This is a genomic window from Acrocarpospora sp. B8E8 (assembly GCF_039871605.1).
Lineage (GTDB): Bacteria > Actinomycetota > Actinomycetes > Streptosporangiales > Streptosporangiaceae > Acrocarpospora > Acrocarpospora macrocephala.
In genome coordinates, this window is sequence record NZ_JBDPLV010000017.1 from 93,487 (window position 1) to 111,812 (window position 18,326).

Annotated in this window: 11 protein-coding genes; 5 read left to right on the forward strand and 6 right to left on the reverse strand. The window is 69.1% G+C overall.

Annotated elements, in window-relative coordinates:
- Positions 1 to 211 precede the first annotated feature (211 nt).
- The 3 genes from ABGB08_RS18860 (at position 212) to ABGB08_RS18870 (ending at position 4,346) form a co-directional block, all read left to right on the forward strand.
- The gene (locus tag ABGB08_RS18860; RefSeq protein WP_347591965.1) at positions 212 to 1,096 is read left to right on the forward strand and encodes an SIR2 family protein; all 885 of its coding nucleotides are present in this window, start codon (positions 212 to 214) and stop codon (positions 1,094 to 1,096) included.
- On the forward strand, positions 1,093 to 3,117 hold the full coding sequence (locus ABGB08_RS18865; RefSeq protein WP_347591967.1) for a hypothetical protein: 2,025 nt from the start codon (positions 1,093 to 1,095) through the stop codon (positions 3,115 to 3,117). The genes ABGB08_RS18860 and ABGB08_RS18865 overlap by 4 nt, the downstream gene beginning before the upstream one ends.
- Positions 3,118 to 3,476: 359 nt before the next feature.
- Positions 3,477 to 4,346 (forward strand): alpha/beta hydrolase, encoded by an 870-nt coding sequence (locus tag ABGB08_RS18870; RefSeq protein WP_347592065.1) that lies wholly within the window; start codon positions 3,477 to 3,479, stop codon positions 4,344 to 4,346.
- Here the strand turns inward: ABGB08_RS18870 and fxsT are convergent.
- From fxsT to ABGB08_RS18895, 5 genes are all read right to left on the reverse strand, one after another.
- Entirely contained in the window at positions 4,343 to 8,269 is a 3,927-nt protein-coding gene (gene fxsT, locus ABGB08_RS18875; RefSeq protein WP_347591969.1) for an FxSxx-COOH system tetratricopeptide repeat protein, read from the reverse strand. The genes ABGB08_RS18870 and fxsT overlap by 4 nt on opposite strands.
- 1 nt (position 8,270) lies before the next feature.
- Complete coding sequence (locus tag ABGB08_RS18880) at positions 8,271 to 9,497, reverse strand: TIR-like protein FxsC (RefSeq protein ID WP_347591971.1); 1,227 nt, start codon at positions 9,495 to 9,497, stop codon at positions 8,271 to 8,273.
- A 69-nt stretch (positions 9,498 to 9,566) separates the two neighbouring features.
- Positions 9,567 to 10,346 carry an AAC(3) family N-acetyltransferase gene (locus tag ABGB08_RS18885; protein ID WP_347591973.1) on the reverse strand — a complete coding sequence of 260 codons (780 nt, stop codon included), beginning with the start codon at positions 10,344 to 10,346 and terminating at the stop codon, positions 9,567 to 9,569.
- The gene (locus ABGB08_RS18890) at positions 10,343 to 12,637 is read right to left on the reverse strand and encodes an FxsB family cyclophane-forming radical SAM/SPASM peptide maturase (RefSeq protein ID WP_347591975.1); all 2,295 of its coding nucleotides are present in this window, start codon (positions 12,635 to 12,637) and stop codon (positions 10,343 to 10,345) included. Before ABGB08_RS18890 ends, ABGB08_RS18885 begins: the two co-directional genes overlap by 4 nt.
- 468 nt (positions 12,638 to 13,105) lie before the next feature.
- The gene (locus ABGB08_RS18895) at positions 13,106 to 14,398 is read right to left on the reverse strand and encodes a M20/M25/M40 family metallo-hydrolase (protein ID WP_347591977.1); all 1,293 of its coding nucleotides are present in this window, start codon (positions 14,396 to 14,398) and stop codon (positions 13,106 to 13,108) included.
- A 148-nt stretch (positions 14,399 to 14,546) separates the two neighbouring features.
- Here ABGB08_RS18895 and ABGB08_RS18900 point away from each other — a divergent pair, with 148 nt between their 5' ends.
- Together ABGB08_RS18900 and ABGB08_RS18905 are read left to right on the forward strand one after the other, a co-directional pair.
- Positions 14,547 to 16,040 (forward strand): Nramp family divalent metal transporter, encoded by a 1,494-nt coding sequence (locus tag ABGB08_RS18900; protein ID WP_347591979.1) that lies wholly within the window; start codon positions 14,547 to 14,549, stop codon positions 16,038 to 16,040.
- A 49-nt stretch (positions 16,041 to 16,089) separates the two neighbouring features.
- On the forward strand, positions 16,090 to 17,190 hold the full coding sequence (locus ABGB08_RS18905) for a hypothetical protein (RefSeq protein ID WP_347591981.1): 1,101 nt from the start codon (positions 16,090 to 16,092) through the stop codon (positions 17,188 to 17,190).
- On the opposite strand, the gene ABGB08_RS18910 is transcribed toward ABGB08_RS18905, so the two are convergent.
- The gene (locus ABGB08_RS18910) at positions 17,128 to 18,243 is read right to left on the reverse strand and encodes a DUF5925 domain-containing protein (protein WP_347591983.1); all 1,116 of its coding nucleotides are present in this window, start codon (positions 18,241 to 18,243) and stop codon (positions 17,128 to 17,130) included. The genes ABGB08_RS18905 and ABGB08_RS18910 overlap by 63 nt on opposite strands.
- Positions 18,244 to 18,326 lie beyond the last annotated feature (83 nt).

Sequence of the window (18,326 nt, forward strand, 5' to 3'; positions counted from 1 at the left end):
AACTTGCGGCAACGAGTATCGAGTGGGGGGCCTTCAAGTATATCGGCGACGAGGGCGACGGAGTGGCACGGTTCCAGAGCGGCATCGGATAGCACTGCCGCGCGACAGGTATGGCGTGAACCTGCCCACAGGTCATCGAACTCGATATATGGTGCGAGGAAAGTGGCTCGGGGCAGGTTCGACCACGAGGTGGTGCCGCTACTTGCACGAAATGAAGGACGCCGACTGGGAGCGGCTCATCTCCCAGCTGAGGAAAGGCGCCTGCACCCCCTTTCTCGGGGCCGGGGCCAGCGCGGGCAGCCTCCCCTACGGTGACGAACTCAGCGAACGCCTGGCGGCGCGCTGGGGCTATCCGTTCGGCGACCGGGCCAACCTGGCCAGAGTCACACACTACGGCGCGATGAAGTTCGGCGAGTCTATGCACGTCAAGGAGCAGGTCTGCGCGGAGCTGGCCGCGGCCGGGGTGCCCGACTTCAGCGACCCGCTCGAACCGCACGGCCTGCTCGCCGGATTTCCGTTCCCGGTCTATCTCACCACTAATTACGATGACTTCATCTATCAGTCGCTGAAGGCCGCCGGGAAAGATCCGAATGTGGCGCTCTGCCCGTGGCACGGCGGCTTCGCCTTCGACGAAGATCTGTTCCGTCACAAAGCCGGTTGGAATCCTGGCCCGGACGCCCCGTTGATCTATCATCTGCACGGCAGAATTCAAGATCCGAGTTCCCTCGTCATCACCGAGGACGATTATCTGGAGTTCGTCTTCAACCTGGCCTATGATCGGGCCGCTGAAACGCCGATCATGCTTCCACCCGCGGTCATGCGGGCGTTGACCACGCGGTCGCTGCTCTTTGTCGGCTACAGCCTGCAGGACTGGACCTTCCGCTTCCTGTTCAACAGCCTGCACCGTGCGGTGCCGGGGATCAATCGGCGCCGGCACATCAGCGTGCAGCTCGCGCCCAATGTCGACAGCACCGCGGTGGGCGATCTGCGGCGCGAGCTGCAGAGGTATTACGAGGACTGGAAGGTTTCGATTTTCTGGGGGACGCCCGCGCAGTTCTGCGAGCAGCTTCGCGAGCGGATGGGAACGGCCACATGATCACGGGAACCGGAAGCGCACAGGGCCGGCCCTACGTCGGCTTGCGGGCCTTCCAGCGCGCGGACAGCCACAAGTTCTTCGGCCGCGAGCGGGAGGCCTACGAGGTCGCCACCCAGTGGCAGGCCAACCGGCTGACGATCATGCACGGCCCATCCGGCGTCGGCAAGACCTCCCTGATCAACGCGGGCGTGCTGCCGCTGCTCGACCCGGACACGACCGACACGCTGCCGGTGGGCCGGGTCTCGCACGGCTCCGCCTTCCCGGTCGCCGGGGCGGCCCGCTATCCGGCCGCCGCGCTGCCGCCGGAGCACAACCCGCACGTGTTCGCGCTGCTGTCCGCGTGGGCGCCGCAGGAGTCGCCGACCCGGCTGGCCCGGCTCACCCTGGAGAGCTTCCTGCGCGGCCGGCCGTCCCGGCAGGATCCGTTCGGCGACCCGGTCCTGGTGCTGCTCGCCATCGACCAGGCGGAGGAGCTGTTCGACGACTTCGCGCACCGGCGGCCGTACCGGGAGTGGTTCCTGGACCAGCTGAAGCAGGTGCTCCGCGCGGATGAGAACATCCGGCTGCTGCTGTGCGTCCGGGACGATCACCTCGCCTCGATCATGCCGTACCGGTCCAAGCTGGCCGGGAACAGTCACGGGCGGATCTGGCTCGATCCGCTGAGCCGCGAGGAGGCCAGGCAGGCGATCGAACGGCCGCTGGCCGGGACCGGGCGCAGCTTCACCGACCACGCGGTGCGCAAGCTGCTCAACGATCTGTGCGTGGATCGGGGCGGGCCGCTCGCCGACCGGGAGCGTGCCGAGCCGGTGGAGCTCCAGGTGGCCTGCTCCATGCTTTGGCGGTCTCTCCCTCCGGGCGTTACGAAGATCACTCCTGTCCACATCGGGGCCGTGGCCACCGCCGGCGAACAGGTCACCCAGTTCTTCGAGGAGATGGTCCGCGAGGTCGCGGCCGAGCACCTCAACGGCGACACGCCCCGGCTCACGGCCTGGCTGGCCCGCACCTTCGTCACCGAGCTGGTGACCCGCCAGCGGGTCACCATCCGGGAGACGGTGACGGCTGGTTTGGACAACACGCTGATCCAGACGCTGGTGGACCGGCATATCCTGGACGCCGACCGGGGCGGCTGGTGCGAGCTCTCCCACGACCGGCTGATCCACCCACTCCTCAAGGCGGCCGGTCCCATCGACCTGTCCCGCGAGGCGGGCGACCCGGACGACCTCCTGAGCGCGGCTGAGTTCGCATTGCGCGACCGAGATCTGGGGCTGGCCGAAAGCCTCGGCGAGGAGGCGCTCCAGCGAGTCGCCGGAGACATGCGACTGGAGGCCGAGATCAGCTCGTTCCTCGGCAACGTGGCCTATCAGGCCGAGCGGTACGACGCCGCGATCGAGCGATACCGCACCGCGGCCCGGCTGTTCGAGACGCTCGGTGTGATCGATGCGGTGGGGCGGCTGCTGGTGGGCATCGGGCGGCTCCGGCTGGCCGAGGGCCAGCCCGGCCTTGCCGTGGACGAGCTCACAGCCGCGATGCGCAGGTTCCCCCACGACCTCAGCATCCAGACCGCGCTGGCCTGGGCTCTCTGGTACGACGGCGCGCCGCAGGCGGCCAGGGACACCCTCACCGATGTGCTCGAACAGGAGGGCGGCGCGCTCGACGCGCTGCAGGCGCGCGGCGAGATCCTGGCCGGCATGGGGGAGAGTGCCGCCGCCCTGCACGACCTCGATCGCGCCCAGCCGCTGCAGTGGCCCTCCACCAACGCCGCGCACGCGCTGGCGGCGATCCGCCTGGCCGTCGTCCGCGGCCTGACCGAGACCACCCAGGAGATCGACAAGGAGATCATGGAGGCGCTGGCCGACGCGCCTGACAGCGGCCCGGTCCGGCTCTACGCCGCCTGGATCAGCGCCGCCATGGGCAACCGGGAGGCCGCCGCAATCCACGCGGAACGCGCTCTGTCGGCCCGCTCCCCGAGCCTGCCCACCCACCTGGTCCCGGCAGCCCGCCGGTTGAGCTCGGTGACGTGACCGTGAGTGCGAAATTCGCTGTATCCCACCGGTATCGGCGATTCGAGATGGACAAAGGTCGGCTGCGATATGGGGCGACCGAGCACCCCGGGAGCCGATTGGTGGCGATGTCGCGTATCGATTGATTTCACCGCCGCGCATTTCCGCCGTCCTATTCGCGGCGCGCGCTTGGGGCTTTCGCCTTCCCGTCCGTGTAATTGCCACCGCTGTCGATTCTGTACGACCATGGTGTCCTAAATTAGTAAAGGTGTGCCCTGGCGGGCCGAGAGCGTCGGACCCGAACGTCGAGAGGCATGGACAAGCGACCGCATCTGGGGGAAAACCTCATAAGGGAGCGTTGACGGGGAGGCACCTTGACCGTGCTCGTGAGCACAGCGGATGGCAGGAGACTGGCGGTTGAGGAACGGGGGGCACCTGATGGCAGCCCGGTGTTCCTGCTGCACGGCACACCCGGGAGCAGGGTCGGTCCGGCTCCACGGCCCCAGGTGCTTTATCACCTGGGAGTCCGGCTCATCACCTTCGACCGGCCCGGCTATGGTCTTTCCGACCGGCTGAAGGGCCGCGCCATCGCGAGCATCGCCGCCGACGTCGCCGCCATCGCCGACGCCCTGGGCATCGGGCGGTTCGCGGTCGTCGGCCGGTCCGGTGGCGCGCCGCACGCGCTCGCCTGCGGCGCGCTGCTGCCCGACCGCATCACCAAAGTGGCCGCGCTGGTGGGCTTGGCCCCGCCGAAGGCCGAGGGGCTCGACTGGTTCGAGGGCATGGCGCCCTCCAACGTCCGCGAGTACACCATCGGCCAGGGCGGCATCGCCCCGGTCGCGGCCAGCCTGGCCGCCGCGGTGGCTCAGATCCGTGCCGACCCGGCCAGCAAGCTGCGCGGCCTGGCCACCGAGAACACCGCCACCGACCGCAGGACCATCGCCGACTTCGGCATTCGCACCATGCTGCTGGACAACTTCTCCGAGGCGCTCCGGGCGTCCGCAGACGGCTGGGTCGACGACATCGTGGCCTTCTGCTCCGACTGGTCGTTCGACCCCGCCCGGATCACCGTGCCCACCCTGGTGTGGCACGGTGAGCAGGACGTCTACGCCCCGGTCGGGCATGCCCGCTGGCTCGGCCGCCGGATCCCCGGCGCCATTCTGCGCATCGATCGCGGAACCGCGCACTTCGGCGCCCTCGACGTCCTGCCGGACGTGATGCTCTGGCTCATCCGGGAAGGGCGCAACTAGATCGGCTGAGGTTCCAGATCGCGGTTGATCCGCCGCCACAGCCGGAGCTCGTGGACGGTCGGATGCTCCTCGCCGAGTTTGTCCGACATCGCCTGCAGGGTCGCCGCCTGCAGCTCCGTGGCCTCCTCGGACCGGCCCTGCTCCCGCAGCACGATGGCCAGGTCGCCGCGGCACACCATGGTGTCGGGATGCCGGTGGCCGAGCGTGTTCTCCAGGCCGGTCAGCGTCTCCCGCAGCATCGTCTCGGCCTCCGCCAGCCGCCCCAGATCCGCCAGGCAGTTGGCGACGTTGAGGGCGCACGACAGCGAGTACGGATGGTTCGGGCCCAGTTGCGCGCGGAACGCCCCCAGCGCCTCCTCGCCGGTCGCCAGCGCTTCCTTGGCCGCGCCGAGACAGCGCTGGTAGATCATGAGGTTATTGGCGGCCACCCGGGTGAACGGATGGGCCGCGCCGATCCGCTTGGCGTACTCCAGATAAGCGGCCTCGGCGACCAGCCGGGCCTGCTCCTTGTTGCCCAGCGCGGACAGGCAGGAAGCGCGCTCCAAGTCAGCGGCGAGCGCTTCGGGGGAGGACGGGTAGTTGCGCTGGAAACGTTCCCAGACCCCTTGCGCGATGACCATCGCCTCCTGCTGCTCACCCGCTTTGCGGAGCGAGACCGCCAGGCTCTTGGACGCGCGCAGGGACTCGATGTAGTCGTCGCTGAACGCCTCCCGGTAAAGCTCCAGAGTGTCGCGCAGCTGGTTGATCGACTCGGTGTAGAAGCCCGCCTCGCGCAGGTCCCGCCCCAGGTTCTGGGCGGAGCCGAGGGTGTCCAGATGTTTGGGGCCCTTGACCAGGCTGTTGCGGTCCAGCGTGTCCTCGTCCAGGTCCCTGGCGTTGAAGCAGTCACCGACCAGGCGGAACGACACCGCCAGGTTGTTGGCCGCCTTCAGCGTCATCTCGTAGTCCTCGCCGAACAGGTCCTTCCATCGTCCATAGGTGTCCCGGGCCAGATCGAGCGCCTCGGCGAACCGCCCGGCCGCGCGCAGGTCGGCTGCCCGGCTGTTGGTGGTCTGCAGGGTGTGCGCGTGGCTGGGCCCGAGCAGTTCGGTCTGCCGCTCGAGCACCCACTCGGTGAGCTGCATGGCCTCCTGCTCGCGGCCCAGCGAGCGCAGCGCGTTGGCGACCGCGAAGAGCATGTAGAGGCGCTGCCGTTCGACCTGGCCGAACTTCGGCTCCCAGAATTCGGCCAGCGTCTGGCCGAACTGGATCGCTTCGGTGTACTGGCCACGCAGCCACAGGTAGCGGACCCGCTCGGTGAGCAGCAGCCGGGTCGTCTCCTCCTGGACGCAGTTCTGCGCCTCGGACGGGACCAGGTGCGGCCAGATGATGTCATAAAGCGGCCAGTTTGCCGGGTTGTCCACCTCGCCCTTGCTCGGGCGGGCTCCGACAAGGATGTCGTGCACCAGGTGCGAGGTCGACTCGCGCTCCTCCTGAGTCATCTGGCTCTTGATCACGACCTGGACCAGGCGGTGCAGCTGGATGGAGTTGTTGCCCGGATCCACCTTGGCCAGCGCGAACCGGGTGATCTCCCGGATCAGCCGGGGCAGCATGGCCTTCTGGCCGTCCAGCATCGGATCCTCCGGCAGCGCCTTCATCATCTCATTGCTGTAGATGAGCTCCAGCGAGATCGGCTCCGCCGCGAAGAACGCGCACAGCTGGAGCATCCGCACCGCCGCGGGAGAACGCTCCTGCAGCTGGGTCAGGGACAGGTTCCAGGTCGTCGCCACCGGCATCGGGTAGCCCGCCGGCGGGTCGGTGGACAGGATCCGCGCGGTCTGCGAGCGCAGTTCGTCGATGTACTTGCTGGCCGACACCCCGGTCTCCGCCAGCCAGGCGGCGGCCTGCTCGACGGCCAGCGGCAGGTGACCGAGCTCCTCGGCGACGGCCAGCGCCTCGGCGGGGTTCAGCGTCTCCACCCGCCTGAGCATGTGCTCCAGGCTCTCCTGCTTGCTGAACACCTCCACCTCGAACGGGGTCGCGGTAGGCCCCCACGACTTGTTCCGCGAGGTCACCAGCACGTGTCCGGGGCCGTCCGGCAGGTAGTCGAGGAGCTGCTCAGGCTCCCCGGCGTTATCGAAGATCAGCAGCCAGCGGGCGTGCGGGCGGCCCAGCCGGAGCGCCTCCAGCGCCGCCTGAGCGGCCTCGACCACGTTCTCGCTGACCCGGATGTTGAGCTTGAGCGCCAGCTCGGCCAGCGCCGTGTTGATCAGTTCGGGCTGCTCGGCGGAGACCCACCAGACCAGGTCGTAATCGGCCCGGAACCGGTGCGCGTACTCCAGCGCGACCTGCGTCTTCCCCACCCCGCCGAGCCCGAACAGGGCCGCCACCTTCTGCGTGGACCCGGTGGACGGCGAGGCTCCCACCAGCTGGTCGCGCAGGCGCTCCAGCGCCGACCCGCGGCCGGTGAAGGAGATGTTCCGCAGGCCGACGTTCCAGATGGGCGGGATCAGGCCCGGATACCGGGACCCCAGCGGCGGGTGGTCGGCCGGGTACTCACCCGGATCCCGCCCGGCCGCGCGCAGCACCGCGTCAGTCGCCTGCTGCTGGCTGAGCCGGTACAGGTCGACCGGCGGGCGGTCCGCGAACGACGGCGGCAGTCGCACGTCGGCGACCCGCAACGGGGTGATCTGGCGCGGGCCGCCGGCCAGGTCGGCGCTGATCACCTGGGTCCAGTCCTCCAGCGGCTGCGCCGCGCGGGTGAACGACGGCGACAGCAGCACCATCACCCGGCTGGCCGGATCGATCGGGTCCGCCTGCCCGCTGTTGGCGGTGAGCGCCCTGGGCGTGACCCGGCAGCCCGCGTGCTCCAGCACCGAGGTCATCCAGTCCGCCCACATCCGGTCCTCGGGCGTGTAGCTGAGCACGATGTCGGCATGGTCGACGGGCTGCCGCCGGGTGAACGTCTCCAGCCACCGGACCCGGACCGCCTCCTCCATCGGCGCCAGGGCGGTGACCTTGCCGTTGGTGATCGCGGCGGTCAGCCGCTCGTACGCGGCGAGCAGCGAGCTGGGCGAGCTGGGCGTGTCCCCGAACGTGGCCAGGGTCTCCTCGAAGGCGTAGAAGCGCTTGTACGGGATCTCCACCGATCCCCAGTACTGGTTGCGCTCCTCGGCGTTCATGCCCTTCGGGAACTGCTCGAACATGGACCTGGCGAACTGGCGGCCCGCGTCCAGCTTCTCCTTCTCCCCGTCGTCGATCCGCATCGGCACCGGCAGGATCCGCACGTCCCGCTTGTGGTGCCGCTCGTCGATGTAGTGCGCGACCCTGGCGGCCCCCTCGATGCTCTGGTCGGTCATGGTGAAGCAGTCGACCAGCAGGTCGGGCAGCTGCAGCGTGCACACGTCGGCGATGTCGCTCAACCCGGTCCTGCTGTCGATCAAGGTGTAGTCGTAGTTGCGCTTCATGTTGTCCCTGAGCGCGTCAAGGAACCGCCCGCCGCCCAGCTCACCGTAGAAGTTGTCCCAATTGAACCCGGACACCAGCGACGAATAGTTCCGGTTCTCCTGCCCCGCCGAGATGAAGTCCAGCGTGCCGACCCCGGGGAACTCCCAGGACAGCGAGGTCGCGTGCGGCAGCACCTGCGCGTAGGCCAGATGCAGGTCGGGCCGCCGGTCCGCGTGCGGGTCCGACTTCTGCTTCTTCGCCTCGAAGGCGTAGTCGGTGATGATGTCGATCACGCCCGGCGTGGAGGTGACCACGTCCACGTCCATGAACGGGCGCAGGAACTTGTGTAACCCCGGAGATTCCAGGTCCCAGTCCATCACCAGCACGCGCAGACCCTGGCTGGCCAGCACCCAGGCGGTATTGGCCAGCGCCATCGTGCGTCCGGTGCCACCCTTGTACGAGTAGAAAGTGATGATCTGGCCGTCAGTGTCGTTCATTTCAGCCTCCTCCGGGGTCCATCAGCCTTGGTCGTTGGGTCATTGGCTCGACGGGGACGTCCTGCCCGATCGGGGGGATCACCAGGAACTGGTTGGTGGCCCGGCCGAGGGCGTCGGGCAACGCGCGCCTGAACGCGGCGAAGGACGTGACCGTCTCGGTGTGCGGATCGGTGAGCCGCTCGCCGAGCACCTTCTCCAGCGCCTGGCGCAGCTCCGGCTCCCGCTCCCGCGTCTGCTCGTCGTCCAGATTCCACGGCACGAGCACGCTCACCCAGCCCCGCCGCAGCTTGTCGAAGTCGCTGAGCGCGGTGAGGAAGCCGGGGTGGGTGACCGCCCACGGGTCGATGATCATCACGCTGGGGTGGTCGGCCTTCTCCGACTCGCGCAGATCCGGCAGGTGATCGGCCAGCGAGCCGATCCGCGCGCGGAAGCCGTGCGCGGCCGCGATATCCACCGCGTACGAGCACAGCGACCGCGCATTGTCCTCGCTCCGGTACGGATTCCACTCCTCGCAGGCCCGCCCGTAGTAGTACGCGGTGCGCTCGGGGGGTAATCGGGCCAGATCCGGAGCGACGATGGTCAGCCGGAGCAGGCGCTCCGCCTGGTGGTCCAGAAAGGCGCTCGGCAGCGATTCGAAATCCAGCCGATCCGCCGGCCGGATCCAGGTGTTCTGCGCGGCGAAGACGATTCGGTTGGCCAGCTCCCAGGTGGCTATCTGATATTGCGTCCGCCGGGCCGCCAGCTTCGCCAGACCGTAAAAGCCCTCCTCCCGGTAGCGGGCGCCCAGTTGTTCGTAGGAGAACTGGATCTCCTTCGCCGCGAGTGGCAGGCTTTCCGGCGTCATGGGCGTCCACAACGCCGGAATGATCGCCTCTGGCGCCTGCCCGTCCGGCCCCACATGGTTGCTCAGTCTTCGGGCGAACGCGGTCCATTCGCGGCCGCAGTTGAGGCTCTCGAAATAGCGTGGCGAGTAGAGCGGGACAAACACCCGGCACGTGGCCAGCGCTTCGGCCAGCCGTTCCTGCCACAAGTGCCCGGACCGCAGGCCGATGTCCATGAAACCGGCCTGCGCCGGGTCGGTCAGGTTGGTGAGCTGCAGGATGTGTTCGCACAGGTCGCTGAACAGCTTGGCCACCCACTTGTTGGCGCGCCGGTGCGGAACATGTGTGGGAGTGTGGGCGTAGCTCAAGAAGAAATAGGGCCCCGGAGAAGTCGGTCGCTGATCCATCCGCCTCCCTTCTGGGTTTCCCTTATGGAAACACAGAAGGGGCGGCCCGGGGGGACCAGATCGGCCTGATTATTCCGGCGCGCGGTGCCGGCGCATCCAGGTGATCGCGAAATCCACGGCGGTGGTTAATGGAAAGAAGTGGGAACTGCCACGTCCGATCAGGCCCATTCTGGTGCTTCCGGTCGCGATGAAAGCCGCGCCAAGCGCCGCGAAGTCGCCATCGTGCAGGGCGACATCCCGGTATTCCTGCCATCGAGGGCCTCCGCCGACGTCTATCACGCAACGATAGACGCGGGTGGGCGGGTCGGGCCGGCGCCGATATTCGGCGAGATGGAACGCGGTGCACACCTCGAAACCGACCCCGAGCAGCAGGACGTGCGCGCCGACGTCGTAGAGCCGGGCCAGCGGGGAACGTTCGCCGTGATGGCACTCCGGCGCGTGCGCGTCGGTCAGCTTCGCCGCCAGCGGGCCGATCGCGCTGTAGGAGGTCTGCGCGTGGCCGCTCCGGAGCGTTCCAGGCAGTGCCCAGATCTCCTCGGCGATCCGGCCCATCCGCCAGGGCGGCGTCGTGGCGGGATCAAAGGCGGGCATCGACCGCCGGAACTCGGCCACCTCGGCCGCCGCCATGCCCGCGGTCGCCTCCCGGAAGCCGGGTGAGGTGTCGGAGTTGTTGGTGGTGAACGCGGGGGCCACCAGGGTGCCGTCGGGGCCGAGTGTTTCGCGCAGCGCCGCCACCACCGCGGCCGCGCCGCCGGGGACGGGGCCCAGGCGGCGCAGTGACGCGTGCACGAGCACGGTCTGTCCCGCGCGCAGGCCGAGCGCGCGCAGCCCGGCTCGCAGGCCTGTCATCGAGTCCGGGCTTCGTACGCCTCCCGGTGCCGCCGCGCGGATTCCCGGGCGGCGGCCAGCGCCTCGGCGGGAACCTCCTCGGCGAGCCAGGGGGCGACCGTCTCGCGCATCCGGGCGGCGAATCGCGCGCCCAGCTCGGTGAGGGCCCCGCTGTCCGCCAGCGTCTCGATGGCGGTGGCGGTGTGCTCCCGCCACCGCGCGAAGTGCCGGTGAGCGGTCGCGGGGTCGCCGGAGACATGCCGGTACCGCCGCCAGAAGTCGGTGACCGCGAGATGGGCGTAGGTGCCCTGCAGGAGCCCTTCGATCGGGCGGGGGTCGTCCCGCCAGGGCGCGTAGAAGAGGCCGGTCTCGTGCTCGTCGTACAGGTCGAACATGTCCAGGATGGCGCCCAGCTTCACGTGCTGGAACTCGTGCACGATGAGCAGGGCCATGGTGGCGGCGTCGTGGGGCAGGGCCGCGGCGACCGCGCCGAAGGCGTGCCGCGCGGTCGAACTGACGTCCCGGCCGTCCGCCGCCGGGGACAGCGGCATCAGGGCGGTCAGCCCGGCGCGCAGGCCCGGAGCGTACTCCGGCAGGTGGGCGGTGATGAACTCCCAGGCGGCGGCGTACCGCTCACGCCAGGCGGCGAACTCGGCGTCGGACAGGCGGGCGGCGGACGGCCACTGGTGGCAACTGCGGTAGGGGTCGCAGTCCTCCAGCAGCACGCGGCGCTCGTCGTCGAGGAACCTGACCGGTTCCCATTCGCCTCTCGCCCCCGGGACGTCGACCGCTCCGCCGGTCACCGAGACCGTGGCGGTCGGGCCGCGCAGCGCGCCGCGGAAGGTGCCCACGCCGGGCAGGTGGACCGCTCCATCGCTCACCTCAGCGGTGAAAGAACCGGTGAACGAGCCGCTCGCACTGGCCGCGGCGGCGGCGATGTTGCCCAGGTAGTCGGGGCTGTTCTTGCCATCCAACCGGTCCACCGCCCAGACCCGGACGTACGGGTGGGCGAGCACCTTGGTGACGGCGGCGGGTGCCCGCTCGTCCAGTTTGACCAGAGCGGCCCAGCTGTCCGGAGCACTTTCCCTGACCGCCATGGCCAGCGACCGGCGCAGGCTGTTCTGGGCCTCGGCCAGATCCTGGATCTCCCGTTCGCCGCCGAATCCGCTTGCGAGCAGGTCGAGGGTGGCGGCCGTCAGCGAGTGATGGCTCATCGCGACGCTCTCCTTGATGTGAGTGATGAGCTTGAGTAGATCGTCGCAGTAGACGCTCGGATTCAGGAAGGACCCGGCGCGGAACCGGTGCGGGTAGAGACCCCCGCCGCAGGAGGTCACGACAGGGCATTGCCGACACTTCTCGGCCAGCCCTTCCAGGCCGCGCTGCCGGGCCTGGACGCCGGGGTGCCGCGCGACCTCGTCCAGCGAGTCGTTGAAGACGTCGAAGCCGGTCGCGGGCGCGCCGTCGAAGGCGACCTTCAGCGAGTCCAGCTGCTCGTAGGAGCCGTCGGTGTCGATGACGACCAGGGTGCTCGGCTCCAGGCCGATCGCCTCGGTCATGCTGGGACGGCCGTACATGGTCGCGATCACGGAGTCGAACAGCCGGATGCCGAACGGGCGCCCGTCCTGTTCCCAGCGGTCGAAGATCTTGATCAGCCAGTCGGCGTACGCCACCGGCGACGGTCGAGGCGGGGGCGCCTCCCAGGTGGCGTGGGGGAGCAGGAAGTCGATCCTGGGCGGGTCCAGCTCGGCCAGGGCCTCGTAGACGGTGATCGGGTCGTTGGCCACGTCGATCGTGCAGAGCAGGCCGCTATACAGCTCCGGCCGGTCGCGCAGTAGCCGGATGCCGCGGATGACCTTGTCGAACGAGCTGTTGCCGTTGGCGTAGCGGCGATGCCGGTCGTTGGCCGCGCGGTCGCCGTCGAGCGAGACGCCGACGCTGACTCGGTGCTTGCCGAAGACATCCAGGTATACCTGGTTCAGCAGCACGCCATTGGTGTGGACCTTAAAAGTGGTCTCGGTGACGCCTTCAAGCGCGCCGCGTAACGTGGTGAGGATGTCGTCCAGGCGCCGGGGCCCGGCCAGCAGCGGCTCGCCACCGTGCAGGATCACATCGATCCTGGGCAGGCGATGGCGAGTCGCGTGCTCGGCGATACGCGCGGCTACCCGTGCACAGGTGTCCGGACTAACGACCACGGGACGTCTTTGCCAGCTCTGATCCGCATGCTCATAAACGTAGCAATGGTCGCAGGCCAGGTCGCATCGACTATGAATTTTAATTACGAATTGATCCAGTGGTATGTTCTGCCCGGCCATTCTGTCCGCCCGAGTTTAAATTGAAGACTGAAACGCTGCCACTTTGACCGGCGATACGGTAGAATCGCTTTTAACCCGCTGTAGTGTGCGGGGGTCTGGCTGCCCTTGCGCAAGCGAGACCCTCCGATTGTCTGAGATGTTCGAGGCGAACTCGCCGTGTTGATTGTTCATCGCTCCTGAACCCTTTCATGGGCTATGACGTGCCAGAACGCCCGCCGCCATGCCGACGCGACAGGCTGGCTAGGACGGCGATGCTATCAGTTAACGGTGCCGGTGGGGGCTTTTTGGTTGCCAGCCTTAAAACTCTTTGTTCCGAGTGTGCCGTATGCCCGTTTTTTCCGAGTTCTGTTCCGTCCTGCTGTGCCGCAATATTAATCGGGGCTAATCGTTTATTTGTCGGCACCGGTATCAGGCATTGCCGATGCCGTGTTAAATAGAGGCGGGCCGTCCGGCCGGTCCGGAGTGTGGTCAGCCAAGGTCGCCGGAAACGCCGATCTCCGGACCCAGCAGGTTATCCAGGACTTTGACCCCGAATTCGAGTCCCGCCACCGGAACCCGTTCGTCCACCCCGTGGAACATGCCGAAGTAGTCCAGTTCCGGCGGCAGCAGCAGCGGCGTGAACCCATAGCCGCGGATTCCGATCCGGACGAAGGATTTCGCGTCCGTCCCGCCGCTCATCACATAAGGAACCGGACGCGCCCGCGGATCCTCCCGCCGCAGCGCCGCGCAGAGCTCGTCGAACAGCCCGTGCACGGGCGCCGACGGCGCCTCCTCCAGATTCAGGAACTCCCGGGTGATCTTCGGCCCCATCAGCCGGTCGATCGTGTCCAGATACTCCTGCTGCGAGCCGGGCAGGAACCGCCCGTCCACGTGCGCCTCCGCCTTGCCGGGGATCGAGTTCACCTTGCCCCCCGCGCGGAGCATGGTCGGGTTGGCCGAGTTGCGGATCACGCCCTTGAACAGCGCGGAAGCCGCCGGCGGGAGGTGGCGGATCTCGGCGTCCAGGGCGTTGAGGTCGATCGGGGTGCCGAGCGCCTCCGCCAGTCCCTCGATCAGGGCGGCCACCTCCGGGGTGAGGTGGATGGGCCAGGTGTAGTCGGCCAGGCGGGTCAGCGCCCGGGCCAGCTCGGCCACCGGGTTGTCGACGGGCGGTTTGGAGCCGTGGCCGGCCACGCCGCGCGCGGTGAACTTCATCCACGCGGTGCCGCGCTCGGCGACGGCCACCGGGTAGATCCTGGCCCCCTCGGCGGTGACGCTGAAGCCTCCCGACTCGCTGATCGCCTCCGTGCAGCCGTCGAAGAGCTCGCGATGGTTCTCGACGGCGTAGCGGGAGCCGTACGCGCCGGTGGACTCCTCGTCGGCGAGGAAGGCGAGGATCAGGTCGCGGCGGGGGCGCACGCCGCGCCTGGCCCAGTCGCGGACCAGGGTCAGGGTCATCGCCAGGCTGCCCTTCATGTCGACCGCGCCCCGGCCGTGCACGCAGCCGCCGTCGATCTCGCCGGAGAACGGGTGGCGTTTCCACTCGGCCGGGTCGGCGGGGACCACGTCCAGGTGCCCGTGGACGAGCAGCGCGTCGGGGGAGTCGCCGGGAACGCGGGCGACCACGCTGGTCCGGCGGGGGGCCGACTCGATCAGCGTCGGCTCGATGCCCGCCTCGGCGAGCAGGCCGGCCACATGTTCGGCGGCGAGACGTTCGCCCGGGCCGGGGTTGGTGGTGTCTATGCGGATCAACTGCGAGCAGATCTCGGCTACCTCGGTCATCGTGCCCTGTCCATGAGTCGTCGGTTCTCCGTCCCATCGTGTCGGATCATGGACGAACAGTGGTTCACAAATGGGTCTTGCCGGTGTGAGGAGTTGGAGTAAGGCTCGAAGTTGACCTCGGGGGGCCGCGCGAGAAGGAAGGCGCCCCATGACCGAAGTCTCCTCGACCCGTCCCCTAGGCGTCAGCCGCCCGGATCTGGCCGTCGCTGACCTGCCCGCCCCGGAGGAGGTGTTCAAGGTCTCCCGGATCGGGCCGAAGGAACTGATCAAGTTCGCCGTCGGCCCGAGCCTGATCGCGCTCGGCATCTCCATCGGCAGCGGCGAGTGGCTGCTCGGCCCGCAGGCCGTCGGCCAGTACGGCTTCATCGGCGTCGGCTGGGTGATCACCATCTCGGCCCTGCTGCAAACCTTCTACAACGTCGAGATCTCGCGCTACATCATGGCGACGGGCGAGGCCCCGGTCATCGGCTGGGGCCGCGTCCCGCCCGGCTTCCTGCTGTGGGTGCCGCTCTCGGTCTTCGTCGTCATCTTCGCCTTCATCGCGGGCGGCTGGGCCGCCTCCGCGGGCCAGGGCGTGTACGCGCTGGTGCACGGCGAGGTTCCCCCCGCCGGAGCCGAGGAGCCGCGGCTGTGGGCGATCGCGCTGCTGCTCCTGGTCTTCCTGATCACCGCGGCCGCCCGCCGGGTCAGCCGGGCGCTGGAGCTGGCCAACTGGATCATGGTGGGCGCGATCCTGCTCGGGCTGCTGGTCATCGACCTGTTCGTGGTGCCGTTCAGCCAGTGGTGGGAGGCGATCCGCGGCTTCGTCACCCCGTCGGCCCCGCCCGCCGGGATCTCGGCCACCCAGCTCGGCGCGCTCGCCGGTTTCACCGCCCTCGCCTCCGGCCTGAACTGGTACGTGATGGGCCACTACCGGGACAAGGGCTACGGCATGGGCTACCGCACCGGCTTCATCTCCGGTATGCGCGGCGGGCGCACCGAGCTGCTGTCCAGCGGCGTGACCTTCCCCGACGACGAGAAGAACCAGAAGCTCTGGAAGCGCTGGTACCGGCTGCTCCTCACCGACATGTGGGGCGTCTTCTTCGTCGGCGCGATCCTCGGCATGCTGCTGCCCACCATGCTGATGGCCCGCGCGGTCGAGATGTCGGGAGACCGACCGACAACCGCGAACGTGCCCACGTTCGTGGCGGCGGCCCTCGGCGACGAGTACGGCCGGGGCATGTTCTACCTGATCCTCATCCTCGGCGTGCTCATCCTGTTCTCCACCCAGCTGGGGATCTTCGAGGCCATGGTCCGGGTCACCACCGACGCCGCCCACGGCACCAGCACCCGCCTGCGCACCCTCATCGAGGGCGACCCGCGCCGCTTCTACTACCCGTTCATGCTGGTCTTGCTCGTGATCATCGCCGTGGTGCTGCACCTGGCGCTGCCGGTCAGCCTGGTGCAGTGGTCGGCCAACATGTCCAACCTGGGCGCGCTCATCTACCCGTTCCTGCTGATGTACCTCAACAGCAGGCTGCCGAAGGCGGCCCGGCCGCGCTGGTACCACCACCTGATCCTGGTGCTCAACTTCCTCTTCTTCGGCTTCTTCTTCGTCAACTTCATCGCCGACTTCGTGGGCGACCCGCTCGTCACGTTTTAGGTAGGGGTGTACTCATGTGCCGGTGGCCTGGCCGGGCCAGGCTGCCGGCATGGGAGACAACCTGCTCGTGTACGTCCCCGGCCTGGACGGCGACCCTTCACCGGCCGCCCGCCTGGCCGCGGACCTGGGGGAGTCGTGGCGGGCCGAGGTGTCCCCGGTCCAGGTCCGGCCGTGGAGCAACCGTTCCGCGGCCGCGCTCGCCCGGGAGCTGAGCGCGTGGATCGCCGGTGTGTGGGCGGAGATGGGGGGACTCGGGCGGATCATCCTGGTCGGGCATAGCGTGGGCGGGCTGCTGCTCCGGCACGCGTACCTGATCGCCCAGGGGGACGACGACAGCAGGGAGATGAAGGCCTGGGCCCAGCGGGTGAGCCGGATGGTGCTGCTGGCCGCCCCGAACCGGGGCGTCGAGGCGGGCCGGCTGTCGTTCACCGGCCGGACCATGGCGGAGTTGCGGCGCGGGGCGCCGTACCTGACGGATCTGCGGCTGCGGTGGCTGGACCACTTCGACCGGGCCGACGACCGGATCCAGGTCGTGCAGCTGCTCGGCACCCTCGACACCGTGGTCACCCGGGACGACAGCCTGGATGTCGAGCAGTTCGGCAACGCGCGGCACGTCACCGTCCCCGGCGCCGCCCACCACACGCTGCCGCGCAGCCACCGGCTGCTCTGGGCGGCGGTCGCCGGTCCGGTCCGGCCGACGACGCCGCTGCTGACCGTCGAACCCAGGACGGTGGTGTTCCTGAGCCGCTCCCGCGACCGGACCTGGCAGGCCCTGCGGCAGGCCCTGGCCGGGCGGGCCGACGTCAGGACCGTGCCCGCGCGCGCCTTCCTCGACGAGTACGGCCAGGTCTACGCCCGCCACCGGCACGGCGCCATCCACTTCGCCGGGCACGGCAGCGGCGCGCGCGTGCTCGGGCAGGCCGTCGCCGCCGTACCCGCGATCATGTTCGGGAACGTCTACCTGGCCGGGTCCAGGCTGCCGCCCGGCTTCCCGTGGAGCCGGGCCATCGAAAGGGAACAGATCGGGCGGGTACGCGACGACGGGAAACTGGCCGTCGACCAGCTCCCCGAGGTCGCGTCCTACCTGCTAGAGGTACAGGCCGATGCCGCCGACCGGCTCCGGCTCGATGGGCGCGCGGCCAGAACGTAGCGCGAACAGCTCGGCCAGCGTCGCCCCCGCCGGGCCGATGCCCTCGCTGGTGCCCAGCCAGGCCGCCGCCTGCTCGCTGTCCATCCGCCCCACCTCGATCTGGGCCAGGCAGCGGCCCGGCCGGACCACGGCGGGGTGCAGCCGGGCCAGATCCTCGTTCGTGGTGATCGCCACCAGCACGTCCCGCCCCTGGCCGAGCAGGCCGTCGGTGAGGTTGAGCAGCCGCGACAGGCCCTGTCCCGTGGACGCCTTGGCCTCGGCGTGGATCAGCTCGTCACAGTCCTCCAGCACCAGCAGCCGCCACTTGCCCTCCCCGTGATCCGGGCATTCGCAGCCGACCGCGACCTCCATCAGGTAGCCGGGATCGTTGAACAGCCGCTCCGGGTCCAGCACGCAGTCGACCTGGCACCAGGTGGCCCACTCCCGGGCCAGCGTGCGCAGCAGCGTCGTCTTGCCCGTCCCCGGCGGGCCGTGCAACAGCAGCAGCCGCCCGTTCACGTCGTCCGGGCGCGTCGCCATCAGCTGGTCGAGCCGCCCGGTGGCGGCCCGCGGATAATTCGCCCGTACGGTGTCCCACGGCGACGTCGTGATCTTCTTCCCCGACCGGCGGCGCCCGTGCTCGCTCATCCACCAGAACCCCATGGACACCACGTCCGCGTCCTTCGGCGCCTCCTCCTCGGCGTCCTTGACGACCTCGGCCACGATCGCCACCGCGAGTTCCTCGCTGACCGCCGTCACCGCGATCGTCGCCGACTGGTTGGTGAACCGCACCACCCGCAGCGTCCACCCCTCGCCCCCGTACAGCCGGGCGTCAGGCCCGTCCACGGCCGACGCCGACCGCAGCAGCCGCCCACGCGAGGCCGTCAACGGCGCGTCCGCGCGGATCCGGTCGAGCGTGACCGTCCGCGCCCACGGCTGCTCCCCCGTGGCGAACGGCGACAACGCCAGCGCGTCGATCACATCGGCCGGGCTGTCGCTGTCATCGATCCACACCTTCATCGCCAGCGGCTCCGGCGGCGTGGAGAACTGGACCTCCTTCACCACATTGGTCATACCCTCCATGATCCTCACCCGGGCCGCTGATTGTCGACGCATTTTCCGTCACGGCCGATGCCCGCCGCCTGCCGTCGTGCTTC

Bases quoted from the DNA above. Each gene is read 5' to 3' on its own strand.
- ABGB08_RS18905 (WP_347591981.1), top strand. From the start codon at position 16,090: ATGGGAGACAACCTGCTCGTGTACGTCCCCGGCCTGGACGGCGACCCT.
- ABGB08_RS18865 (WP_347591967.1), top strand. From the start codon at position 1,093: ATGATCACGGGAACCGGAAGCGCACAGGGCCGGCCCTACGTCGGCTTG.
- ABGB08_RS18900 (WP_347591979.1), top strand. From the start codon at position 14,547: ATGACCGAAGTCTCCTCGACCCGTCCCCTAGGCGTCAGCCGCCCGGAT.
- ABGB08_RS18880 (WP_347591971.1), bottom strand. From the start codon at position 9,497: ATGGATCAGCGACCGACTTCTCCGGGGCCCTATTTCTTCTTGAGCTAC.
- ABGB08_RS18860 (WP_347591965.1), top strand. From the start codon at position 212: ATGAAGGACGCCGACTGGGAGCGGCTCATCTCCCAGCTGAGGAAAGGC.
- ABGB08_RS18895 (WP_347591977.1), bottom strand. From the start codon at position 14,398: ATGACCGAGGTAGCCGAGATCTGCTCGCAGTTGATCCGCATAGACACC.
- ABGB08_RS18890 (WP_347591975.1), bottom strand. From the start codon at position 12,637: ATGGCCGGGCAGAACATACCACTGGATCAATTCGTAATTAAAATTCAT.
- ABGB08_RS18885 (WP_347591973.1), bottom strand. From the start codon at position 10,346: ATGACAGGCCTGCGAGCCGGGCTGCGCGCGCTCGGCCTGCGCGCGGGA.
- ABGB08_RS18910 (WP_347591983.1), bottom strand. From the start codon at position 18,243: ATGACCAATGTGGTGAAGGAGGTCCAGTTCTCCACGCCGCCGGAGCCG.
- fxsT (WP_347591969.1), bottom strand. From the start codon at position 8,269: ATGAACGACACTGACGGCCAGATCATCACTTTCTACTCGTACAAGGGT.